At 68.1% G+C, this 18,537-nt stretch carries 20 protein-coding genes; 13 read left to right on the top strand and 7 right to left on the bottom strand.

All coding sequences use genetic code 11. The features are described 5' to 3' along the window. Positions 1-125 precede the first annotated feature (125 nt). Together ppsA and ACSR87_RS11710 are read right to left on the bottom strand one after the other, a co-directional pair. Entirely contained in the window at positions 126-2,411 is a 2,286-nt protein-coding gene (ppsA, locus tag ACSR87_RS11705; RefSeq protein ID WP_498530586.1) for a phosphoenolpyruvate synthase, read from the bottom strand. A gap of 117 nt (positions 2,412-2,528) precedes the next feature. After that, a complete protein-coding gene (locus ACSR87_RS11710) occupies positions 2,529-2,777 on the bottom strand; it encodes a DUF8075 family protein (protein WP_498530587.1) in 249 nt (82 codons plus the stop codon). Between the two features lie 77 nt (positions 2,778-2,854). On the opposite strand from ACSR87_RS11710, the gene ACSR87_RS11715 reads away from it, so the two are divergent. Further along, positions 2,855-3,454: a J domain-containing protein gene (locus tag ACSR87_RS11715; protein WP_498530588.1), complete on the top strand. Its 600-nt coding sequence runs from the start codon at positions 2,855-2,857 to the stop codon at positions 3,452-3,454. A gap of 38 nt (positions 3,455-3,492) precedes the next feature. Here the strand turns inward: ACSR87_RS11715 and ACSR87_RS11720 are convergent, their stop codons facing one another. Further along, a complete protein-coding gene (locus ACSR87_RS11720; protein ID WP_498530589.1) occupies positions 3,493-4,272 on the bottom strand; it encodes a DUF7839 domain-containing protein in 780 nt (259 codons plus the stop codon). A 140-nt stretch (positions 4,273-4,412) separates the two neighbouring features. On the opposite strand from ACSR87_RS11720, the gene ACSR87_RS11725 reads away from it, so the two are divergent. Continuing rightward, positions 4,413-5,105 (top strand): metallophosphoesterase, encoded by a 693-nt coding sequence (locus tag ACSR87_RS11725; RefSeq protein WP_498530590.1) that lies wholly within the window; start codon positions 4,413-4,415, stop codon positions 5,103-5,105. Positions 5,106-5,148: 43 nt separating this feature from the next. Here the strand turns inward: ACSR87_RS11725 and ACSR87_RS11730 are convergent, their stop codons facing one another. Next, the gene (locus tag ACSR87_RS11730; RefSeq protein ID WP_498530591.1) at positions 5,149-6,426 is read right to left on the bottom strand and encodes an NAD(P)/FAD-dependent oxidoreductase; all 1,278 of its coding nucleotides are present in this window, start codon (positions 6,424-6,426) and stop codon (positions 5,149-5,151) included. Positions 6,427-6,520: 94 nt separating this feature from the next. On the opposite strand from ACSR87_RS11730, the gene ACSR87_RS11735 reads away from it, so the two are divergent. The 4 genes from ACSR87_RS11735 (at position 6,521) to ACSR87_RS11750 (ending at position 10,013) form a co-directional block, all read left to right on the top strand. Further along, complete coding sequence (locus ACSR87_RS11735; protein WP_498530592.1) at positions 6,521-7,690, top strand: threonine synthase; 1,170 nt, start codon at positions 6,521-6,523, stop codon at positions 7,688-7,690. Between the two features lie 123 nt (positions 7,691-7,813). After that, positions 7,814-8,509 (top strand): metal-dependent transcriptional regulator, encoded by a 696-nt coding sequence (locus tag ACSR87_RS11740; protein ID WP_498530593.1) that lies wholly within the window; start codon positions 7,814-7,816, stop codon positions 8,507-8,509. Next, entirely contained in the window at positions 8,506-9,207 is a 702-nt protein-coding gene (locus ACSR87_RS11745) for a TMEM165/GDT1 family protein (RefSeq protein ID WP_498530594.1), read from the top strand. Before ACSR87_RS11740 ends, ACSR87_RS11745 begins: the two co-directional genes overlap by 4 nt. A 128-nt stretch (positions 9,208-9,335) precedes the next feature. Next, positions 9,336-10,013 (top strand): LysE family translocator, encoded by a 678-nt coding sequence (locus ACSR87_RS11750; RefSeq protein WP_498531060.1) that lies wholly within the window; start codon positions 9,336-9,338, stop codon positions 10,011-10,013. A gap of 27 nt (positions 10,014-10,040) precedes the next feature. Here the strand turns inward: ACSR87_RS11750 and ACSR87_RS11755 are convergent, their stop codons facing one another. Further along, positions 10,041-10,913: a hypothetical protein gene (locus ACSR87_RS11755; protein WP_498530595.1), complete on the bottom strand. Its 873-nt coding sequence runs from the start codon at positions 10,911-10,913 to the stop codon at positions 10,041-10,043. A 201-nt stretch (positions 10,914-11,114) separates the two neighbouring features. Here ACSR87_RS11755 and ACSR87_RS11760 point away from each other — a divergent pair, with 201 nt between their 5' ends. The 3 genes from ACSR87_RS11760 to ACSR87_RS11770 all read left to right on the top strand — a co-directional run bounded on the left by ACSR87_RS11760 (position 11,115) and on the right by ACSR87_RS11770 (position 14,273). Next, positions 11,115-12,161: an NAD(P)-dependent glycerol-1-phosphate dehydrogenase gene (locus ACSR87_RS11760; protein ID WP_004044114.1), complete on the top strand. Its 1,047-nt coding sequence runs from the start codon at positions 11,115-11,117 to the stop codon at positions 12,159-12,161. Between the two features lie 306 nt (positions 12,162-12,467). After that, positions 12,468-13,109 carry a DUF420 domain-containing protein gene (locus tag ACSR87_RS11765; RefSeq protein WP_498530596.1) on the top strand — a complete coding sequence of 214 codons (642 nt, stop codon included), beginning with the start codon at positions 12,468-12,470 and terminating at the stop codon, positions 13,107-13,109. Between the two features lie 105 nt (positions 13,110-13,214). Next, a complete protein-coding gene (locus tag ACSR87_RS11770; RefSeq protein WP_498530597.1) occupies positions 13,215-14,273 on the top strand; it encodes a glycosyltransferase family 4 protein in 1,059 nt (352 codons plus the stop codon). 138 nt (positions 14,274-14,411) lie between these two features. Here ACSR87_RS11770 and ACSR87_RS11775 read toward each other — a convergent pair whose 3' ends face one another. Both ACSR87_RS11775 and ACSR87_RS11780 read right to left on the bottom strand, forming a co-directional pair. Further along, complete coding sequence (locus tag ACSR87_RS11775) at positions 14,412-15,035, bottom strand: halocyanin domain-containing protein (RefSeq protein ID WP_163488589.1); 624 nt, start codon at positions 15,033-15,035, stop codon at positions 14,412-14,414. A 144-nt stretch (positions 15,036-15,179) separates the two neighbouring features. Beyond that, a complete protein-coding gene (locus tag ACSR87_RS11780) occupies positions 15,180-16,226 on the bottom strand; it encodes a M42 family metallopeptidase (protein WP_498530598.1) in 1,047 nt (348 codons plus the stop codon). A 151-nt stretch (positions 16,227-16,377) separates the two neighbouring features. Here ACSR87_RS11780 and ACSR87_RS11785 point away from each other — a divergent pair, with 151 nt between their 5' ends. The 4 genes from ACSR87_RS11785 to ACSR87_RS11800 all read left to right on the top strand — a co-directional run bounded on the left by ACSR87_RS11785 (position 16,378) and on the right by ACSR87_RS11800 (position 18,536). Beyond that, the gene (locus ACSR87_RS11785; protein ID WP_004044109.1) at positions 16,378-16,635 is read left to right on the top strand and encodes an MTH865 family protein; all 258 of its coding nucleotides are present in this window, start codon (positions 16,378-16,380) and stop codon (positions 16,633-16,635) included. A 13-nt stretch (positions 16,636-16,648) separates the two neighbouring features. Beyond that, entirely contained in the window at positions 16,649-17,371 is a 723-nt protein-coding gene (locus tag ACSR87_RS11790; RefSeq protein ID WP_498530599.1) for a hypothetical protein, read from the top strand. A 216-nt stretch (positions 17,372-17,587) separates the two neighbouring features. Further along, complete coding sequence (locus tag ACSR87_RS11795) at positions 17,588-18,046, top strand: RDD family protein (protein ID WP_008577718.1); 459 nt, start codon at positions 17,588-17,590, stop codon at positions 18,044-18,046. Between the two features lie 70 nt (positions 18,047-18,116). Continuing rightward, positions 18,117-18,536 carry a cobalamin B12-binding domain-containing protein gene (locus tag ACSR87_RS11800; RefSeq protein ID WP_004044106.1) on the top strand — a complete coding sequence of 140 codons (420 nt, stop codon included), beginning with the start codon at positions 18,117-18,119 and terminating at the stop codon, positions 18,534-18,536. Position 18,537 lies beyond the last annotated feature (1 nt).

Here is an 18,537-nt window from a genome sequence, read left to right on the forward strand (position 1 = left end):
CCCACTATACCCACGCCCAGTATATCGGTTCCGCTCCGGTGCGCCGCGTCGTCCACCCGACGGCCACCGCTACGGGGTCGAGAAAAAGCGGAACGCGGGTGGTCGGCCCTCGACGCTCGCCGGGGTCAGCGGACCGAGTCGAGGAGGAGTCGCTGTTCGACGCGCTTGACCTCGTGTTGCACGTCGCGGACGGCGTCGATGTTGGCCGAGATGGAGCTGACGCCCTTGTCGACGAGGAACTGGACCATCTTGGGCTTCGAGCCGGCCTGCCCGCAGATGCTCGTCTTCACGCCGACCTCGCGGCACGTCTCGATGGTGTCGCCGATGAGTTTGAGCACCGCCGGGTGCAGTTCGTCGTAGATGTCGGCGACGTGCTCGTTGTTGCGGTCCACCGCGAGGGTGTACTGCGTCAGGTCGTTCGTGCCGAAGGAGGCGAAGTCGATGCCGGCGTCAGCGAGTTCTTCGATGCAGAGCGCCGCCGCGGGCGTCTCTATCATGACGCCCCACTCGCGCTTTTCGGGGTCGATGCCGGCCTCGCGCATGTGCTCTTTCGCCCGCAGCACGTCCTCCGCGTCGTTGACGAGCGGGAACATGACTTCGAGGTTGTCGTAGCCCATATCGAACAGGCGGCGGAACGCCTGCAGTTCGAGGCGGAAGACGATCGGGTTGTCGAGGCCGCGGCGGATACCGCGGTAGCCGAGCATCGGGTTGTGCTCGCGCGGCTCGTTCTCGCCGCCCTCCAGCTGTCGGAACTCGTCTGTCGGCGCGTCGAGGGTGCGGACGCGCACCGGCCGCGGGTAGAACTCCTCCGCGGCCTCGCGGACGCCCGAGACGATTTCGTCCACGTAGGCGCGCTCGCCGTTCTGCTCGATGAACCGCTCGGGGGTCTTGCCGAGCGTGAGCACCATGTGCTCGATGCGGAGCAGGCCGACGCCGTCAGCGCCCGTCGCGGCGGCGCGCTCGGCCGCTTCGGGGATGGAGACGTTGACCTTGACTTCGGTCGCGGTCATCGGCTTGACGGGCGTCTTGGGGCGGGCTTCCTCGACGGGCTGGCGCTGTTTCTCCTCCGGCTCTTCGCCCTCGCGGACGGTTCCCTTGTCGCCGTCGATGGTGACGACCTCGCCGTCTTCGAGGGTCTTCGTCCCGTCGCCGGTGCCGACCACCGCGGGCACGCCGAGTTCGCGGGAGACGATAGCCGCGTGGGAGGTCATCCCGCCCTCGTCGGTGACGATGCCGGCGGCACGCTTCATCGCGGGCACCATGTCCGGCATGGTCATCTCGGTGACGATGATGTCGCCTTCGGCCACTTGGTCGAGGTGGTCGAGTTTGGTGACGATGCGGGCGCGGCCGGAGGCGATGCCGGGGCTCGCGCCGAGGCCGCGGATGAGCACGTCGTCGCCGGTCGCGGTCGCCCGCGAACTCCCGCCGCTGTCGCTTTCGCTTTCGGTTTCCTCGCCGTCGTCGCCCTCCGCGATGGTCGTAATCGGGCGCGACTGGAGCATGTACACCTCGCCGTCGTAGACGGCCCACTCCACGTCCTGCGGCTTCTCGTAGTGGTCTTCGACCAGCTCGCCGAGTTCGAGCAGGCGGGACACCTCGTCGTCGGTCAGGACGCGCTCGTGGCGGCGGCCGTTCGGCACGTCGCGCATGACGGTCTCGCCGCTTTCCTCGTCGCGGACGCACATCGTCTTCTTGTCCGCGATGGTCGCCGTTTCGACCTCGCCGGTCTCGCGGCTGACGACGTAGTTGTCGGGCGAGACGGTGCCGGAGACGACGGCTTCGCCCAGACCCCACGCGGCCTCGATGATAATCTCTTTCTTGCCGGTCGAGGGGTGGCGGGTGAACATCACGCCGGACTTCTCGGCGTCGACCATCTGCTGGACGACTACCGCGATATCGACCTTGTCGTGGGGGAATCCCTTCCGGTTGCGGTAGTAGATGGCGCGCTCGGAGAACAGCGAGGCCCAACACTCCTTGACGCGGTCGAGGAGGTCCTCTTCGGTGACGTTCAGGAACGTCTCCTGTTGGCCCGCGAAGGAGGCGTCCGGCAGGTCCTCGGCCGTCGCGGACGACCGAACGGCGACGAAGGAGTCGCCCTCGCCGACGCTCCGGTAGGCGTCGAGAATCTCTTCCCGCACGTCGTCCGGCATCGGCGTCTCCATGATAAGGTCGTGCGCCGCCTCGTGGGCCGCCTGGAGCGCCGCCGAGTCCTCGTGGTCGACCTCGACCGCGGCGAACAGCTCGTCGTCGATGCCCGCGTCCTCGATGAACGCGCGGTACGTGCTCGCCGTCACGACGAATCCCGGCGGCACGGGAAGCCCCGCACCCGTGAGTTCACCCAGCGACGCGCCTTTCCCGCCGACCAGGTCGAGGTCGTCGGCCCGTACGTCGTCCAGCCAGACTACAGCCATGTGATGTTCGTATGGTCCCGCACCCCGATAAAGAAGTTTGCGAACGAAACAAGTATGAATGAAAACTCACTCGAAGCCGAGTATGAAATTGCGGCGACGGCGCGGAGACGCCCGGTTTTAGGACTCTCTGCGCTCCCGCCCGTGTTCCTCGCAGAGCACCTCGCCGGCATCGGGGTCGAGGTAGAACGGCGACCCGGCTTCGACCGGCGTCCCGCAGACGCCACAGCCGTCGTCGTGGCGGAGGAAGTACTTCCCCTCGTCGCGGCCCGTTTCCAGTCGTCCGGCGGCGACGGCCGGCCGGGTCAGTCCCTCGCCGATTTGGGTGCGCTCGGCGCTGTCGGCCTCCTCGAATCGAATCGGTCGCATACCGTCGCTTGTGCCCCCGGCGGCAAATCCCTACGGGCAGCGAGGGGTTCATAACCGCTCGTCACTTGGGTGCTAGCGTGCTTCCGGAGTGGGTCTTTCTGCTCCCGCCGTGGCTCGTCGTCGGCCTCGCGGCGGGCGCGGTCGCCTCCGTCGTCGTCGCCGGCGTGTTCGTCGTCGGCGGCCGTGTGTTCCCGGAGCAGCAGGTCTCTCGCGGCCCCCGCGTCGACGGAACGGGTCGCCGCCGCGTCGAAATCCGCGACTACCTCAGCTCCATCGACGAGCGGTTCGTCGAGGACCGCCCGGTCCGCGGCGAGACGGTGGCGTTTTTCCTCCCCGACCGCGGCGTCGCCATCACCTTCGACGCGCAGGCGTTCTTCCGCCTCGAACGCGCCGGCGTCTACGCCGTCCTCTGCGAACACGAGATGCCCGGCGGCCAGCTCGGGCGACGGCTCCCCTTCGACGTGCCGGACGCCGAGCCCGAACTGGCCGACCTCGACGACCCGGTGTCGGCCGCGTTCGACCGCCTCGACCTCCCCGCGACCGCCTCCTCTGAGGCCGTTCAGGACGCCTACCGCGCACGGGTGAAAGACGTGCATCCCGACCACGGCGGCGACCGAGAGCGGTTCCGCGAGCTACGGGAGGCGTACACGATGGCGCGAGAACACGCCGAGGGCTGAGCGGCGAGTTCGACTTAAAAACTGAGACCGGCGCGGAGCTACGGCTCCGTCACTTCGAACAGCACGCCCGCGTCGCGGAGCGCGTCGGTCACGCGCCCGGCGGTGTCGGTGCTGGCGACGACCGCGGCGTCGAGGCCGCGGGCCGCGGCGTCGGCGGCGACCTCGCCCGGCGCGAACCACGTCCGCACGTCGACCGACGCGTGGCGGCAGGCGACGACGGCCTCGACGCCCGCGGCGACGACGATATCGGCGTCGTCGCACGCCGCCGCGAGCGCGTCTGAATCGACCGTGTCGGACTCGGCCAGTCGCGCCGGCGGCACTTGCAGCACGCGGACCGAACCGGGTTCCATCTCGATGACGCCCTCGAAGCCGGTGACGCTGGCCGCGCCGCCCGCCTCGGCGTCGGTGGTGGCGACGCCGATAGCCGGGCCGTCGTCGCCGGGCGTGGCGTGGAGCAGCCCCTCGCGGAGCGACAGCGTCACCGTATCGCCGGCCGCCACGTCGTCGGTGACGATTGCGGCGTCCTCGTTGACGCTCTCCAGCACGTCGTCGGTGACGTGTTCGGCGAATCGCTGGAGGGCGCGAGCCTCCTGAAACAGCCAGTCGACCCCCTCTTTCGTCACGCGGTAGCGCGACCGGCCCTGCTTTTCGACGAGCCCGTCTTCGACGAGGTCGCGGATGTACTCGGAGACCGCCTGACTCGTCACCCCGACCGCCTCGGCGATTTCGCCCTGGCTCACCGCCGGCTGTCGGTCGGCTATCTCGGCGAGGATGCGAAACCGGGTCGCGGTGCGCTTGTCCTCCAGTGCGCCGCTCATGTGCCGAAGGTGGGACGCACCGACTAAAAAGGCCCCTGCTCCGACGGCGGCACCGCCCCCGGTTCCGACGCCCGCTCGGGACTTCGGCGCGCCCCGTTCCATCCGGTGATAATTTGTCTCCGCCGACCCTCCACTCGGCCGTGACCAGCGTCTCCGTCCGCGAGCGCGCCGTCTTCCTCCCCGACGCCGACGCGCTCGTCCTCGCGGACCTCCACGTCGGCCGAGCCGACGCCTCGGCGGTCGATTTCCCGCTCGGCGAGGGGACCGACCTCGCGGCGCGCCTGCGAGCCTACTGCGCCGAGTTCGACCCCCGCGAAGTCGTCTTCGCCGGCGACGTGCTCCACCGGTTCGACCGCGTCTCGGAGCGCCACGTCGCGGCCCTCGAAACCCTCGCTGAGACCTGCGACGACGCCGGTGCCGACCCGGTGTTCGTCGCCGGTAACCACGACACGATGCTCGCGGAAGTCTGGTCGGGCGACGTACACGACGAGTACCGCCTCGCCGACGGGACGCTCGTCTGCCACGGCCACCGCGCCCCCGACGGCGACGCCGAGCGCTACGTCGTCGGCCACGACCACCCGACGCTCGCCGTCGAGGGCCGGCGGCGGCCCTGCGTCCTCTACGGCCCCGACGCCTACCGCGGCGGCGACGTGCTGATGTTGCCGGCCTTCACCCGTCTCGCCGCGGGCGTCGAAGTAAACGGGATGCGAGGGGCCGACTTCGACTCGCCGCTCGTCACCGACGCGAGCGTCTTCCGGCCGCTCGTCCGCGACGCGGAGGCGGGCGAGACGCTCACGTTCCCGCCGCTGGGGAAGCTTCGACGGTTGCTCTGAGAGTCCGAGGCGGACGGGTCGAAAAACGACGTGAGGCGCGCGATTACGACAGGTCGTCGCGGACGGCGTCGGCGGCCTCTTTCCCGCTCCACATCGCGCCCTGAATCGACGACCACGCGGTGTAGTCGCCGGCGAGGTACGCCCGGCCGGGGGCGTCGCGGGCGTCGGGCAGGGACTCGTGGACGCCCGGCGGCTGGGCGAACTGCGCGAAGGAGATGTAGTCGGTGTGGAGCAGTTCGAGGTCGTCGAAGTAGCGCTCGGGGTACCACGCTTCGAGCGTCCGGCGGGTCTTTTCGAACAGCGCTTCCTCAGATTCGTCCTGCGCGGCCGCGCCGAGGAACGTCGCGTTCAGGAGTTCTCTGCCCGGCGGGGCGTACTCCGGCGCGACGGTCGAAAGCGGGACGACCGTGTTGGGGTCGGGACTCGGCGCGTTGAGCATGATGCGCTTGCCCGCGTCGAGGCCGCTCCCGCTCGGGAGCGTGTAGTACTGGGTGACACAGCCGTGGGCCTCGGTCGGAATCGACCCGACGCCGGTCAGTCGGCGCGCCTCCTTGGGGTCGGTGGCGACGACGACCGCGTCGACTTCGAGCGACTCGTCGCCGGTGGTGACGACCGCGCCGTCGCCGTCGGACTGGACCGATTCCACGCGCTCGCCGAGGCGGAACGTCGCGCCCTCGTCGCGGGCGGCGTCCGCAAGCTGTTCGGGAACCGCCCCCATCCCCGCCGCGGGGACCGCCGTGCTCCCCGTCGAGAGCATCTTGAAGGTGTACTCGAACACCCGCTTCGACGACGAGAGCGAGCGGTCGAGCGTGATGCCGCCGTAGAACGGCGCGACGAAGTGCTCGATGTAGTCCTCGGAGAAGCCCCAGTCGCGGAGGTACGACCGGATGCTCCGGTCCGCCGAGGCGAAGATGTCCGCCTCGCCGCGGGTGCTCACGTCCTGTCTGAGCGCCAGCGTCCGGAGTTTGTCGCTCGTCGTCACCTCGGGGTTGCGGACGGACTCGAACAGGCTCCCGATGTCGCGGAGGGGGTCGGAGAGCACCGCGCGCCTGCTCGGTCGGCAGATGGTCGCGCCGGGCGTGAACCGCCGGAGGTCCAGCGCGTCGAGGTCGAGTTCCCGCCGGACCGCGGGGTAGTCGGTGAAGAGGACCTGAAACCCGCGGTCGAGCGTGAAGCCGTCTTTCGTCCGGGTGCGGACCCGCCCGCCGACGCCGTCGCGCCGCTCCACGACGGTCACGTCGGCCCCGTCGGCGGCGAGGTGTCGCGCGGCGACGAGGCCCGCGAGGCCCGCGCCGACGACCGCGATGTGGCTATCGTCCATACCTTGACTCTCGGACGGGTGACACAAAGCCGCTACGGGTGGCGGCCATCGACCGACGGGAAGGGCTTAGTCCCTCCCCCCGTAAGCCCCGGCCATGCAGACGTCCGACAGCTTCTCCGGGCTGGTGTGCACCGAGACCGGCGACGAGTACGACGCGGACGCGACCGGCGCGAGCGACGCCGACGCGCCGCTCGACCCCACCTACGACCTCGACGCGGTCGAGTGGGACGCCGAGACGCTCGCCGAGCGCCCCTTCGACACGATGTGGCGCTACCGCGAACTGCTCCCGTTCGCGGAGCCGGTGACGGCCAACGAGGGCGCGACGCCCCTCGTCGCGGCCGACGCACTCGCCGAGGAGGCCGAGGTCGGTTCGCTCTTCATCAAAGACGAGGGTCGCAACCCCACCGGGACGTTCCTCGACCGCGGCTTCTCGCTCGCCGTCACCGCCGCGCGCGAGGCCGACGCCGAGGTCGTCGCGCACGCCTCGCCCGGCAACGGCGCGCAGTCGGCGGCCTCCTACGCGGGCCTCATCGACGCCCGCTCCTACGGCTTCGTCCCCTCGCGGACGCCGTTCCCGAACAAGGCCATGGTGAACGTCCACGGCGGCCAGATGAAGGTCGTCGGCGGGCGCTACCCCGACGCGCTCTCGGCGCTCCACGAACAGCTCAAAAGCGACTGGCACACGCTCCAGGAGTTCGACAACCCCTACCGCCACGACGGCGCGAAAACCATCGCCTACGAGGTCGCAGAGCGCCTCGACTGGTCGGTCCCCGACTGGGTCGTCGTCCCCGTCTCGACCGGCGAACTCGCCTACGGCGTCTACAAGGGCTTTTCCGACCTCGTCGAACTCGGACTGGTCGAGTCGGTCCCCAAACTCGTCGCCGCGCAGTCCGTCGGCTGCTCGCCGGTCGCCACCGCGTGGGAGGCCGACAGCGACGCCCACGAGGCGTGGAACCAGCCGGACACCATCGTCGGTGAACTGGAGATTCCCGACCCCGCGGGCGGGTCGCTCGCGCTCCGCGCCGTCCGCGAGTCCGGCGGTGCGGCCGTCGCCGTCAGCGACGACGACGCGCTCGAATCCGCCGTCACCGCGGCCCAGACCGCCGGCATCGAGGTCGGTCCCGCGGGCGGCGTCGCGCTCGCCGGCGCGTGGGAACTCGCGGACGAGTTCGACGAGGACGACACGGTCGTCGTCGTCAACACCGAATCCGGGACGAAGAACGCCGACATCCTCCGCAGCCACCTGATGGGACAGGGCGTCTGAGCCCCGGTTCTGCGGACCTGATAGAACAGGGCGTCTGAGCCACGCGTCGGCCGACTGGTTCCCCGCTCGAACTCCCTCGTTACCTCCATCAGACTTTTACTTTAGACGCATCTAATCCGTGGTATGTTGAGCGACGTGATGGAGGACTATCTGAAGGCTATCTACACGCTCCAGATGGAGCAGGGACCGCCGGTTTCGACCTCCGACATCGCGGAGTATCTCGGGAAGACGCCGCCGACCGTGACGAGCATGGTCGGCAAGCTCGAAGAGCGCGGGCTGGTCGACCGCGAGAAGTACAAGGGCGTCGAGCTGACCACGGAGGGCGAGACGGTCGCGCTCGAAGTGCTCCGACACCACCGCCTCTTGGAGGCGTACCTCACCGAACACCTCGACTACTCGTGGAGCGAGGTCCACGACGAGGCCGACGCGCTCGAACACCACATCAGCGAGGAGTTCGAAAAGCGGGTCGCGGCCGCCCTCGGTGAGCCCGAGGTCGACCCCCACGGCGACCCCATCCCGAGCGCCGACCTCACGCCCCCGGACTCCTCGGGGCTGTCGGCGCTCTCCGACTGCGAGGTGGGCGACCACCTCGTCGTCGCCCGCGTCAGCGACCGCGACCCCGCGGAGTTGGAGTATCTCTCCGAGGCGGGCGTCACGCCCGGCACGACCATCGAAGTGACCGATATCGCCCCCTTCGGGATGGTGACGGTCCTCGTCGGCGACGGCGGCCGCGAGCAGAGCCTCCCGGAGTCGGTGGCCCGAACGATTCGCGTCCGACCGCCCGACGAGCCGAGTAACGAGGAGGTGTCGCCCGCGTGACCGGCTGGTGGGAGATTCTCGTCGTCGCGCTCGTCACCCAGCTTGCGGTGCTGCCGGGCGAGAAGGTCCAGTTCATCATCGCGGGGCTGTCGACCCGCTTCGACCCGAAGGTCGTCGTCGCGGCCGCGGGCTCGGCGTTCGCCATCTGGACGGCGCTCGAAATCATGCTCGGACAGGCGCTCAAGACCGCGCTCCCGCCGGCCGCGCTCGACGCCATCACCGCCGTCCTGTTCGCCACGTTCGCGGTGTTGCTCTACCGCTCCGCGCCCGACGCGTCCGCGGGGAGCGAGGTCGCGACCACCGACGGCGGGGTGTCCGGCTTCGACGACGCGCCGACGGTGTTCGGCCGCGAGCTGTCGACGCAGGGATTCGGCGGTTTCCTCCCCATCTTCGCCATGATGGCCGCCGGCGAGTTCGGTGACAAGACCCAAATCGTGACCATCGGACTGGCCGTGCAGTACGGCGCGACCTCGGCCATCTGGGCGGGCGAGATGCTCGCTATCATCCCCGTGAGCATCGCCAACGCGTACTTCTTCCACCGCTTCTCGGGCCGGGTCGACACGCGCAAGGCGTACCTCGGCGCGGCCGCCCTGTTCGGCTTCTTCGCCGTCGACACCCTACTCGCTATGGCCACCGACTTCTCCGTCTGGGAGACGCTCGTCGGCACCGTCAGCGACGCCGTCCTCGCGCTGTTCTGACCGGGCGCGCGCTCGCGCTCCGCTCGCCGGTCACGACCTCCGCACCGTCGCTTCCGCGCCATTTTTCACGGTATCGCGCCCAAGAGAGAGCCATGTCTACCCTCCTTCCGTCCCTCGGAGCCGGGCTGGTGTTCGGGCTGGCGCTCGCCGCGCCGCCCGGCCCGATGAACGCCGTCATCGCCGAGGAGAGCGTCGTCCGCGGCTGGACCGCGGGCGCCCGCGCCGGCCTCGGCGCGATGAGCGCCGACGCGCTGTTTTTCCTCCTCGCGGCGCTCGGCCTCGTCGCGTTCGTCAAGCAGTTCCCGACGGTGCAGGCCGTCATGGTCGGTGCCGGCGGCGTCCTCATGCTCTACTTCGCCTACGGCGCGGTACAGGAGATGGACACCACGTTCCGCGAGGCCGCCGACCCCGACGAGGACAGCGCGGGCTTCACGAAGGCGTTCGTGCTCGCGCTGACGAACCCCTACCAGATTCTGTTCTGGCTCACCATCGGCGTCGGCCTCTTGGAGACCGGCACCGTCGACGTGCTCGCCCACACGCCGTATCTCGGGGCGTCGCTGGCGAACCTCCTCATCGTGGAGACGGGAAGCCCGGCGCTCATCCTCGGCTTCTTCGGCGGCATCGCGGTCTGGGTGACCGGCTTCCCCGCGGCGCTCGTCGCGGCCGAACAGCGCGTCGACTCCTTCGCGCCGGCCGTCGCCGCCGTCAGCGCCGTCGTCCTCGGCGGCTTCGGCGTCGTCTTCATCTGGGACGCGGTGCAGTCGCTCGACTTCATCTGGGACGCGGTGCGGTCGCTCGTGCTCTGATGCACGAAAAAATGAGTTTCTGAGTCGCTACATATCGTCGACGATGTCGTCGGCAATCGTGTTCAGGTAGTTGCTGTGGTCGTCGCCGACCTGTCCCTCCACGTCGTGGTCGGTGTAGTTCGCGGGGGGCGTGTCGCCGTCTTCGAGGCCCGTCTCGCCGAGGGCCTGGTCGAACTCGATGGTGTTGTACACCCACTGGAGCACGTCGTCGGCCTGGTTGTAGTAGTTGTGAACGTGACCGGTCCGGTCGCGGATGGCCTCGTAGGTGGCCCGTCCCTCTTCCTCGCCGGGGACCTCGTTGTCGGTCGCGGCCCCGAACGGGTGGACGGTCGCCACTTCGTGGCTCGGGTCGGTCCAGTCGCTTCGGCCGTCGAGGGTGCGGAGGGCGCTGAAGACCACCTGTGCGCCGAGCGAATGGCTGGCGAACCGGAGGGTCGCGTCCGGACAGGTCGCCTTGAGGTCGACGGCGAACTGTGCGAGCTTGCGGCCGTTCGCTTGGGCGATGTCCTGCGATTCGCCCCAGCCGTAGTCCAGGCCACCGCCCTTGTCGTTGTCCCACGTGTAGCCGACGACCGTGCCGCCGTAGCCGGCGGCGTCGAGTTCGGCGTCGGCCGTCGCTATCTTGTCGAGGGCGGCCGCTTCGGGGTCGTCGCCGTCTTTGTCCCAGCCGTGGACGAACACGGTCAGGTCTGCGGCGCACTCGGCGTCGACGCCGGGCACGTCGCCGGAGGTGTCGTAGCCGCGGGCGGTGTGACCGGACGCGAGCGAGCCGTCGTCGACGAAGTGGTCGCGCGTCGAGACGTAGGGGACCGACGCGCCGGCCGCGGAGCCGCTTTCGAGGGCCGTGAGTCCGGAGAGCGCTGCTGCTGTCGTCGCGAGAAACTGCCGTCTACGTGCCATGAGTTATCTACCCACCCGTCTGTGGGCACCTTTTCTGCGAGCCGGAACGTGATAAATCAAACTACGGTCTGCTACGTTGAGATATTGTCCCAACGGTCACCCGAAACCGGACGACTGCCCCGCGGTCGAGGTGACGGAACCGACGGCGTTCCGGCCGGCGAGACGAGAAACACTATGAACCGTGGTGGTCGATTCCCGCGTATGTTCGATAAATCGACGTGGATTAAGCTGCCCCGGAACGTGCTTCAGGGCCACGGCGTGCTCGACGACCTCTCGGCCGCGGTCGACGAGCTGTACCTCTCTGGCGACCCGTTTCTCGTCACCAGTCCGTCGCCCGACCGCATCGCCGGCGACCGGGTCCGCGACCAGTTCGACGGCATCACGTCTATCTCTCTCGACCGCGCGAGCTTCGAGTCGGTCGAGCGCGTCGTCGACGCGGCCCGCGAGGCCGACGCGGGCTACCTCATCGCCCTCGGCGGCGGCAAGCCAATCGACGTGGCGAAGATGGCCTCCGACCGCCTCGACTGCGGCTTCATCTCGGTCCCGACGGCGGCGAGCCACGACGGCATCGTCTCGGGTCGGTCGTCGATTCCCGAGGGCGACACCCGCCACTCGGTCGCCGCCGACCCGCCGCTCGCGGTCGTCGCCGACACGGAACTGCTCGCGGAGGCCCCGTGGGAGCTCACGACCGCCGGCTGCGCCGACATCATCTCGAACTACACCGCGGTCAAAGATTGGGAGCTGGCTCACCGCCTGAAGAACGTCGAGTACTCCGAGTACGCGGGCGCGCTCTCGCAGATGACCGCCGAGATGCTCGTCGGCAGCGCCGACTCCATCAAACCGGGGCTCGAAGAGTCCGCCTGGATAGTGACGAAGGCGCTCGTCTCCTCGGGCGTCGCCATGTCCATCGCCGGCTCCTCGCGGCCCGCGTCGGGCGCGGAACACCTCTTTTCGCACCAACTCGACCGCATCGCGCCCGGGAGCGCCCTCCACGGCCACCAGGTCGGCGTCGGCTCCATCATGACCGAGTACTTCCACAGCGGCGCGCGCGGCGAGTGGACCGACATCCGCGACGCCCTGTCGACGATGGGCGCGCCGACGACCGCGGACGAACTCGGCATCGACGACGAGACGATTATCGAGGCGCTCACGACCGCCCACGAGATTCGCGACCGCTACACGATTCTCGGCAACGGCGTGAGCGAGGAGGCGGCCATCGAGGCCGCGACCATCACGGGCGTCATCTAAACCCATCTTTTTACGCCTCGGGTCGCGGGGCGACCACTCGCCGCAAAAACCGGGAGGGACAAAGCCACGAGACGCGGCTTCCGGCCTCGCTCGTGGGACCGCACGTTCGCATCACACGACGTGGTGCGCTCGGGACTCTGTGAATGGCAAAACGCGGATGCACGCCGATTCTACCGTGACACGGGGTTCCGACCGAAGCAAGTCGACTTCGCACAGTCGCTGGATTGCGTCGAGTATCGGTAGTACCACTCTCAAACGCCGTCCGGAACCCGAAGACGGAATACGCCGTCTTCCCAAGCCCCGTCCATGGCAACTGCGAGCGCAGACAACCCCCTGAAAGAACACCCCGCGGCCGCGACGGCCGTCCTCTCGGTCGTCGGGTACGCCCTCGTCATCGGGACGTTCCTCGGCGTCGTCCCCGGGAGGGTCTTTCCCGACCTGTCGCTCCCACAGGTGAATCTCCTCTCGGACGCCATCGCCGTCGTGAACACGGTGAACGTCCTCGTCATCGCGGCGGGCTGGCGCTGGATTCGCCGCGACGAGGTCCGGAAGCACGCGGCCGCGATGGTCACGTCGTTCGGCCTCATCCTCGTCTTCCTCGTGATGTATCTCGCGAAAATCGGCGGCGGCGGCACCAAGGAGTTCGTCGGCCCCGCGTTCGCGTACTATCCGTATCTTGCGATGCTGGCGATTCACATCATCCTCTCTATCGTCTCGGTGCCGGTCGTCCTCTACGCGCTCATTCTCGGGATAACCCACTCCGAGCGCGAACTGCGGACCGAGACGCCCCACCGGAAGGTCGGCCGAATCGCGGCGAGCGCGTGGCTCGTGTCCCTCGCGCTCGGCGTCGTGACGTACCTGCTTCTCAACCACGTGTACAGTTGGGAGTACACGGTCACCGCCGTCGAGTCCGCGGGCGCGCTCCTCGCGCCCGTCGTCGGGGTCTGAGGCGCGTCGCCCCGGCGAACCGTTCCCCCGCGGCGCTCCGGTTCCCGGTCGCGTCGCGTCCTCGAAAACTGTGGATTTTTATTGCGCGGCGTAGTGGCGGCGAATATGCGAGTCGCGCTCGTCTCGATGTACACGACGCACCACGAGGAGACGGGAGCGACCAGACGGCTCCGACGAACGGCCGAACTCCTCGCCGAGCGCGACCACGAGGTGACGGTGCTCTGTGCGAAGTGGTGGGACGGCGAGGTTGTCGAGTTCAAACAGGACGGGGTGACCTATCACCGCGTGACTGACACGCCCGCCGTCGGCGGCTTCGCCTCTCGCGTCCCCTTCGCCCTCCGCGAGGTCTCACCCGACGTGATTCAGGTCGCGAGCTACCCGCCGTCGCACGTCACGGCGGTCAGGACCGCGGCGCGGTTCCTCCGGACGCCGGTCGTCGCCGACTGGTGGACCCGCGACGACCGCGGCGGCTCGCGGGCCTACCGGCGGGCGGCGAAGTCCCCGAACGCCGTCTTGGTCCCCTCGGAGATGGTCCGCACGCAGGTTCGCGAACTCGGCGCGGCGGTCGATTCGACCCATCTCGTCCCCGAGCCCATCAACATGGACCTCGTCCGGAGCGCCGACGCCGATGAGCGCGCGGACGTGGTGTACGCCCGCGACCTCGACGAGCACGCGAACGTCGAGAGCTTCCTCCTCGCGCTCGCGGAACTCCGCGACAAGGACTGGTCCGCGGTCGTCATCGGCGACGGCCCCGAGCGCTCGACGGCCGAACAGACCGCCCGCGACCTCCGCATCGACGACCGCGTGGAGTTCCTCGGCGAACTCTCCGCGAACGAGGCGGTGCCAATCATGAAGGGCGCGCACGTCTTCGCGCAGACCGCGACGGTCGAGCCCTTCGCGACGAACCTGCTGTGGGCGCTCGCCTGCGGCTGTGTGTCTATCGTCGAGTATCAGGCGCGGTCGTCGGCCCACGAACTCGTCGAGGGGCGCGAGCGCGGGTCGCTCGTCACGAGTCCCCAAGAGCTGGCGGACGAAATCGTCGCCGCCCGCCGGTACGACCACGAGACGGTCGACGACGACTTCGCGCGCTACGACTTCCGACGGGTCATCGAGCAGTACGAATCGGTCTACGAGACCGAGCGCGACGACTACGGCTTCTTCTGAGTCGACCGCCGCGGCGGCTGTCGCGGTGGCGGCTGTCGCGGTGGCGGCTGTCGCGGTGGCGGCTGTCGTGACGCCGACCGAATTCGGGCGAGCGCGGCCGCTCGCGACTGGCAAAAGTCGAGAGGAGTGACGACCGCGTCAGTCCTGGACGTCGTAGTCGCCGCCGTACTTCATGAAGAAGTACGCGAGGCCGAGCGTCGCAATCATCGCGAACGTCGTCGCAACGCCGAGGGACTTCGCGCTGTCGGGGACCTGCGGGCGGCTCGGGCCGCCGCCACCGCCGGTGCTGACGGTCGGCACGTCGCCGCCGACGGCGACCGCGCCGAGCATCCCGAGCGCCTTGTGGGGCACGCAGTGGTACTTCGTGATGCCCGCGTCGCCCTCTTCGAAGGTGTACTCGTAGGTGCTTCCGGCCTCGGAGACGGCCGCGCCGGAGTCGAGCGACGCGCCCTCGCTCGCGACGACGTTGTGGCCGCCGCCCTCGCCGGTCCACTCCCACGTCACGGTCGTGCCGGTGTCTATCCAGACGCCCGCGGGGGAGAACGCGAGTGCGCCGCCGTTACCTTCTGCGCCCACTTCGATGGTGACCTCGCTTTGGCCGCGGAGGTCTTCGTACCCTCCGTCGATGCCGTCGAGGTGGCCGCCGAAGTCCGGTTCTTCCGTCTGCGCCGCGGCCGTGCCGGAAGTGGCGGCGACCGCCGCGCCGCCAGCGGCCGCCCCGAGGAACGCCCGCCGAGACATATCCACGTTGCCGTCGGTCATGTCCGCCGCTTGGTGTGGGCTTGTAGTGAATACTTTGGTTCTCGTCCGCCGGTCGGGGGGTGTCGCGCCTCGATATAGGGGGTGACCCCGCGATGTCGGCCGCGCCGACGAGGGTCGCTTTCGGGCTCGTCTTCCGAGGGTCGCTTACAGCGTGTAGTCGAACTCGCCCGTCTCGCTCTCCAGGAAGGCCGTCAGGAGGTCGATGTAGGCGACCACGTCGTCCTCGTGGACGCTCTCGGTGACGGTGTGGAGGTAGCGCGTCGGCATCGAAATCGCGCCGACCGGCTTCGCGCCGTAGCTGTTCTGGAAACCGCCGGTGTCGGTGCCGCCCGCGGGGAGCAGTTCCATCTGGTAGGCGATGTCGTTGTCCTCGGCCACGCGCCGGAGGCGGCGGTGGACCTTCGGGTTGGCGATGGCGCTCGAATCCTTGAGCTTGATGCCCGCGCCCGCACCGAGTTTCGTGACGTGGTCGGCGGGGTCGAAGCCGGGCACGTCGTTGGCGACGGTGGTGTCGAGGCCGAGCGCGAGGTCGGGGTCGAGGTCGACGCCGAGCGCCTGCGCGCCGCGGAGGCCGACTTCCTCTTGGACCGTCGCGGCGAAGTGAATCGTCACCTCGGGGTTCTCGATGCGTTTGGCGGCCTCCAGCATGGCGAACAGGCAGACGCGGTCGTCGATGGCCTTCCCCGTCACGTGGTTCCCCATGCGGACGGTCGTCTGTTCCATCGTCACGAGGTCGCCGACGGAAACGGTCTCCTCGACGGTCTCGGCGGGCAGGCCGAGGTCGACGTACACGTCCTCGACCTTCGGCTCCTTCTGCTTCTGTTCTTCAGTCAGCGTGTGCGGGGGAACCGAGCCGATGACGCCCGTGAGGTCTTCGTCTTCCGCGTGGACGGTCACGCGCTGGGCCTTCAGGACGCGAGGGTCCCAGCCGCCGAGGGCGTCGAGTTGCAGGAAGCCCTCGTCGTTGACGTGGCGGACCATGAAGCCGATTTCGTCCATGTGGGCGGCAACGGCGACCTCGTAGTCGCTCTCGCCCTCGATGGTGCCGACGACGTTGCCCATCCCGTCGATGCGGACGGAATCGGTCGTCGCTTCGAGGTCCTCGCGGACGAGCGCGCGGATGCGGTCTTCGTAGCCGGGGACGCCGCTGGTCTCGGTAAGCTGCTTCAGGCGGTCGAAGTCGAACTCCATGCGAGTGCATGAATTGCCGGTGTAGATAAGTCCATCAGTCCCGGGCGACCGTGCCGGCACTCGATGGTCCGCCGCGCCGTCTCGGAAGAACTCTAAATATAGTCATTGTTTTTCCGGAACGCTTTTCCAGTTCTCTCCGAAGGTACACCGTATGTCCGATACCGAATCTCAGCTCCGCGAGCAGTTCATGGACGCGTTCGAAAACGCGGATTTCCCCGTGGAAAATCAGATGTCGCTCGTCCCCGCGCTCCCGAACGGTCCGGGCACGAAGTTCAAGACGGACGACGTGACCGTCACGGCGATGGAGCTGGCCGCCAAGCTCGGCAAGCATCAGGACTTCCCGTACGAGGACGCCGAAAGCCTCGTCGACGACATCATCGCCGGTCTCAAGGCCGAAGGCATGATCTGAGTTCGGTCGTCGCGTGACCGAGACGAAACGCGCGCTCTGGGACCGCTTCGTCGACCGCTTCGTCGACGCCGCGGACCCGATTTCACTGTTCGAGACGACCGCCGACGGGACCGTCGACACCATCGCGTACGGTCGCTCCGGCCGGCGGACGCTCCGCCGCGGCGAACGCATGGAGCGGCGGCTCCGCGAGGCCGGCGGCCGCGTCGTCACCGACTACGACCGCCGCGAGGGCCGCTACGAAGGGCTCGTCTACATGATGCACACCCTCGACGGCGACGAGGTCGTCCCCCGATATCTCGGTAAGTGCGGGAAGTTCGGCGCGTCCGGCACCGACCTCAACAGCAATCTGCGGAACGTCGACACCAACGACGGCAAACTCGCGCGCTGGGGCTACGGGAACTACTACCACTTCGGAGACCTCTCGTCGGCCGCCTTCCGCGACGACGGGCCGGGGAAGTACGACCGCTGGGTAGAGGCGCTGTTCGATTCGACCGACCCGCCGCGGCTCCGCGAACCGGTGTACTTCTGGGTCGAGCCGTGGGCGGTCGGCACCGAGGGGCCGTACCCCGACACGCGACCGTACCTCGAAGAACTGGAGTACCAGCTCATCGGCATCGCCTTCGAACTGTACCCCGAGCGCCTGCTCAACACCGAGGGCGTGCCGACGAACCCCGAGGCGTACGCGAAGATGCGCGGCTGGACCGACCGCGAGGACACGCGACTTTCGGACTTCTGACACCCAAACCGATTTCTCGTCGCCGGGGCAATTCGAGGTATGCGAACGTACGACATCGAGGCGTACTCTCAGATAGCAGACTTCCTCGACGAGTACGTCTAACGACCTCTTTTCTCCGTTTATCTTCTCACTTCTGACGTATTCTCCGATGGAATATCAAAACCAATAGTTAGAGACGAACGCTTATGACGCCAAACAATCACTTTTCGTTCGAAGATGGAAGGTTACAACCACGAGCCGACTCGTGATGACACCGACATTCTCGGTGCCCGAATCGGCGCACAGCTCATAGACACTTTTGTCGGCATCTTCCTCGCGTACATCGTATTCACGGTGTTTGGTGTTCTCGGAGGTGCGACTGGCGACGCAGGCGGAGCAGCCGCCGGACTGGGAATCGGTATATTTGGGAGTCTGCTTACCTTTGTCGGGTACTTTTTCCTGCTCGAAGGACTGTGGGACGGTCAGACCGTCGGGAAGCGACTGCTCGGTATCAAAGTCGTGAAAGAAGACGGGTCGACCTGTGACATCGGGTCGTCGTTCATGCGGAATATCCTTCGAATCATTGATGGGTTCTTCTACTACGTCGTCGGGTTCATCGTGATGGCGATTAGTGACAAGCGACAACGCGTCGGCGACCGACTCGCGGGAACGGTCGTCGTCCGCGAGCAGAACTGACGAAACGCCGGCGAACAGTATATCCTTATTTTCCGTTAGAGTCAAAGCGCGGGACATCGAATCCCCGTCTATGAGCGCGGACTCCGAACAGCGAACGATCCGGTGTCTCATCGCCAAGGTGGGACTGGACGGCCACGACCGCGGCGCACACGTCATCTCTCGCGCCTTCCGCGACGCGGGATTCGAAGTCATCTACTCGGGGTTGCATCGCGCCCCGGACGAAATCATCCAGGCGACGGTCCAAGAGGACGTCGACGTGCTGGGTATCTCCATCCTCTCCGGCGCGCACAACACGCTCGTCCCGAAGGTGATGGCGGGCCTCGAAGAGTACGGCGCGCTCGACGACACGCTCGTCATCGTCGGCGGCATCATCCCCGAAGAAGACCGACCCGGCCTCCTCGAAGAGGGCGTCGACGCCATCTTCGGCCCCGGCACGCCGATGCAGGAGACCATCGACTTCGTGAAGGAACACGCGCCCGAGCGACCGTGAC

The organism is Haloferax sp. SDI50 (assembly GCF_059802635.1).

What these genes read in the sequence shown, in the direction of transcription:
- ppsA (WP_498530586.1), bottom strand. Translation starts at nt 2,411, where the DNA reads ATGGCTGTAGTCTGGCTGGACGACGTACGGGCCGACGACCTCGACCTG.
- ACSR87_RS11710 (WP_498530587.1), bottom strand. Translation starts at nt 2,777, where the DNA reads ATGCGACCGATTCGATTCGAGGAGGCCGACAGCGCCGAGCGCACCCAA.
- ACSR87_RS11720 (WP_498530589.1), bottom strand. Translation starts at nt 4,272, where the DNA reads ATGAGCGGCGCACTGGAGGACAAGCGCACCGCGACCCGGTTTCGCATC.
- ACSR87_RS11730 (WP_498530591.1), bottom strand. Translation starts at nt 6,426, where the DNA reads ATGGACGATAGCCACATCGCGGTCGTCGGCGCGGGCCTCGCGGGCCTC.
- ACSR87_RS11735 (WP_498530592.1), top strand. Translation starts at nt 6,521, where the DNA reads ATGCAGACGTCCGACAGCTTCTCCGGGCTGGTGTGCACCGAGACCGGC.
- ACSR87_RS11740 (WP_498530593.1), top strand. Translation starts at nt 7,814, where the DNA reads ATGTTGAGCGACGTGATGGAGGACTATCTGAAGGCTATCTACACGCTC.
- ACSR87_RS11755 (WP_498530595.1), bottom strand. Translation starts at nt 10,913, where the DNA reads ATGGCACGTAGACGGCAGTTTCTCGCGACGACAGCAGCAGCGCTCTCC.
- ACSR87_RS11760 (WP_004044114.1), top strand. Translation starts at nt 11,115, where the DNA reads ATGTTCGATAAATCGACGTGGATTAAGCTGCCCCGGAACGTGCTTCAG.
- ACSR87_RS11765 (WP_498530596.1), top strand. Translation starts at nt 12,468, where the DNA reads ATGGCAACTGCGAGCGCAGACAACCCCCTGAAAGAACACCCCGCGGCC.
- ACSR87_RS11770 (WP_498530597.1), top strand. Translation starts at nt 13,215, where the DNA reads ATGCGAGTCGCGCTCGTCTCGATGTACACGACGCACCACGAGGAGACG.
- ACSR87_RS11775 (WP_163488589.1), bottom strand. Translation starts at nt 15,035, where the DNA reads ATGACCGACGGCAACGTGGATATGTCTCGGCGGGCGTTCCTCGGGGCG.
- ACSR87_RS11780 (WP_498530598.1), bottom strand. Translation starts at nt 16,226, where the DNA reads ATGGAGTTCGACTTCGACCGCCTGAAGCAGCTTACCGAGACCAGCGGC.
- ACSR87_RS11785 (WP_004044109.1), top strand. Translation starts at nt 16,378, where the DNA reads ATGTCCGATACCGAATCTCAGCTCCGCGAGCAGTTCATGGACGCGTTC.
- ACSR87_RS11795 (WP_008577718.1), top strand. Translation starts at nt 17,588, where the DNA reads ATGGAAGGTTACAACCACGAGCCGACTCGTGATGACACCGACATTCTC.
- ACSR87_RS11800 (WP_004044106.1), top strand. Translation starts at nt 18,117, where the DNA reads ATGAGCGCGGACTCCGAACAGCGAACGATCCGGTGTCTCATCGCCAAG.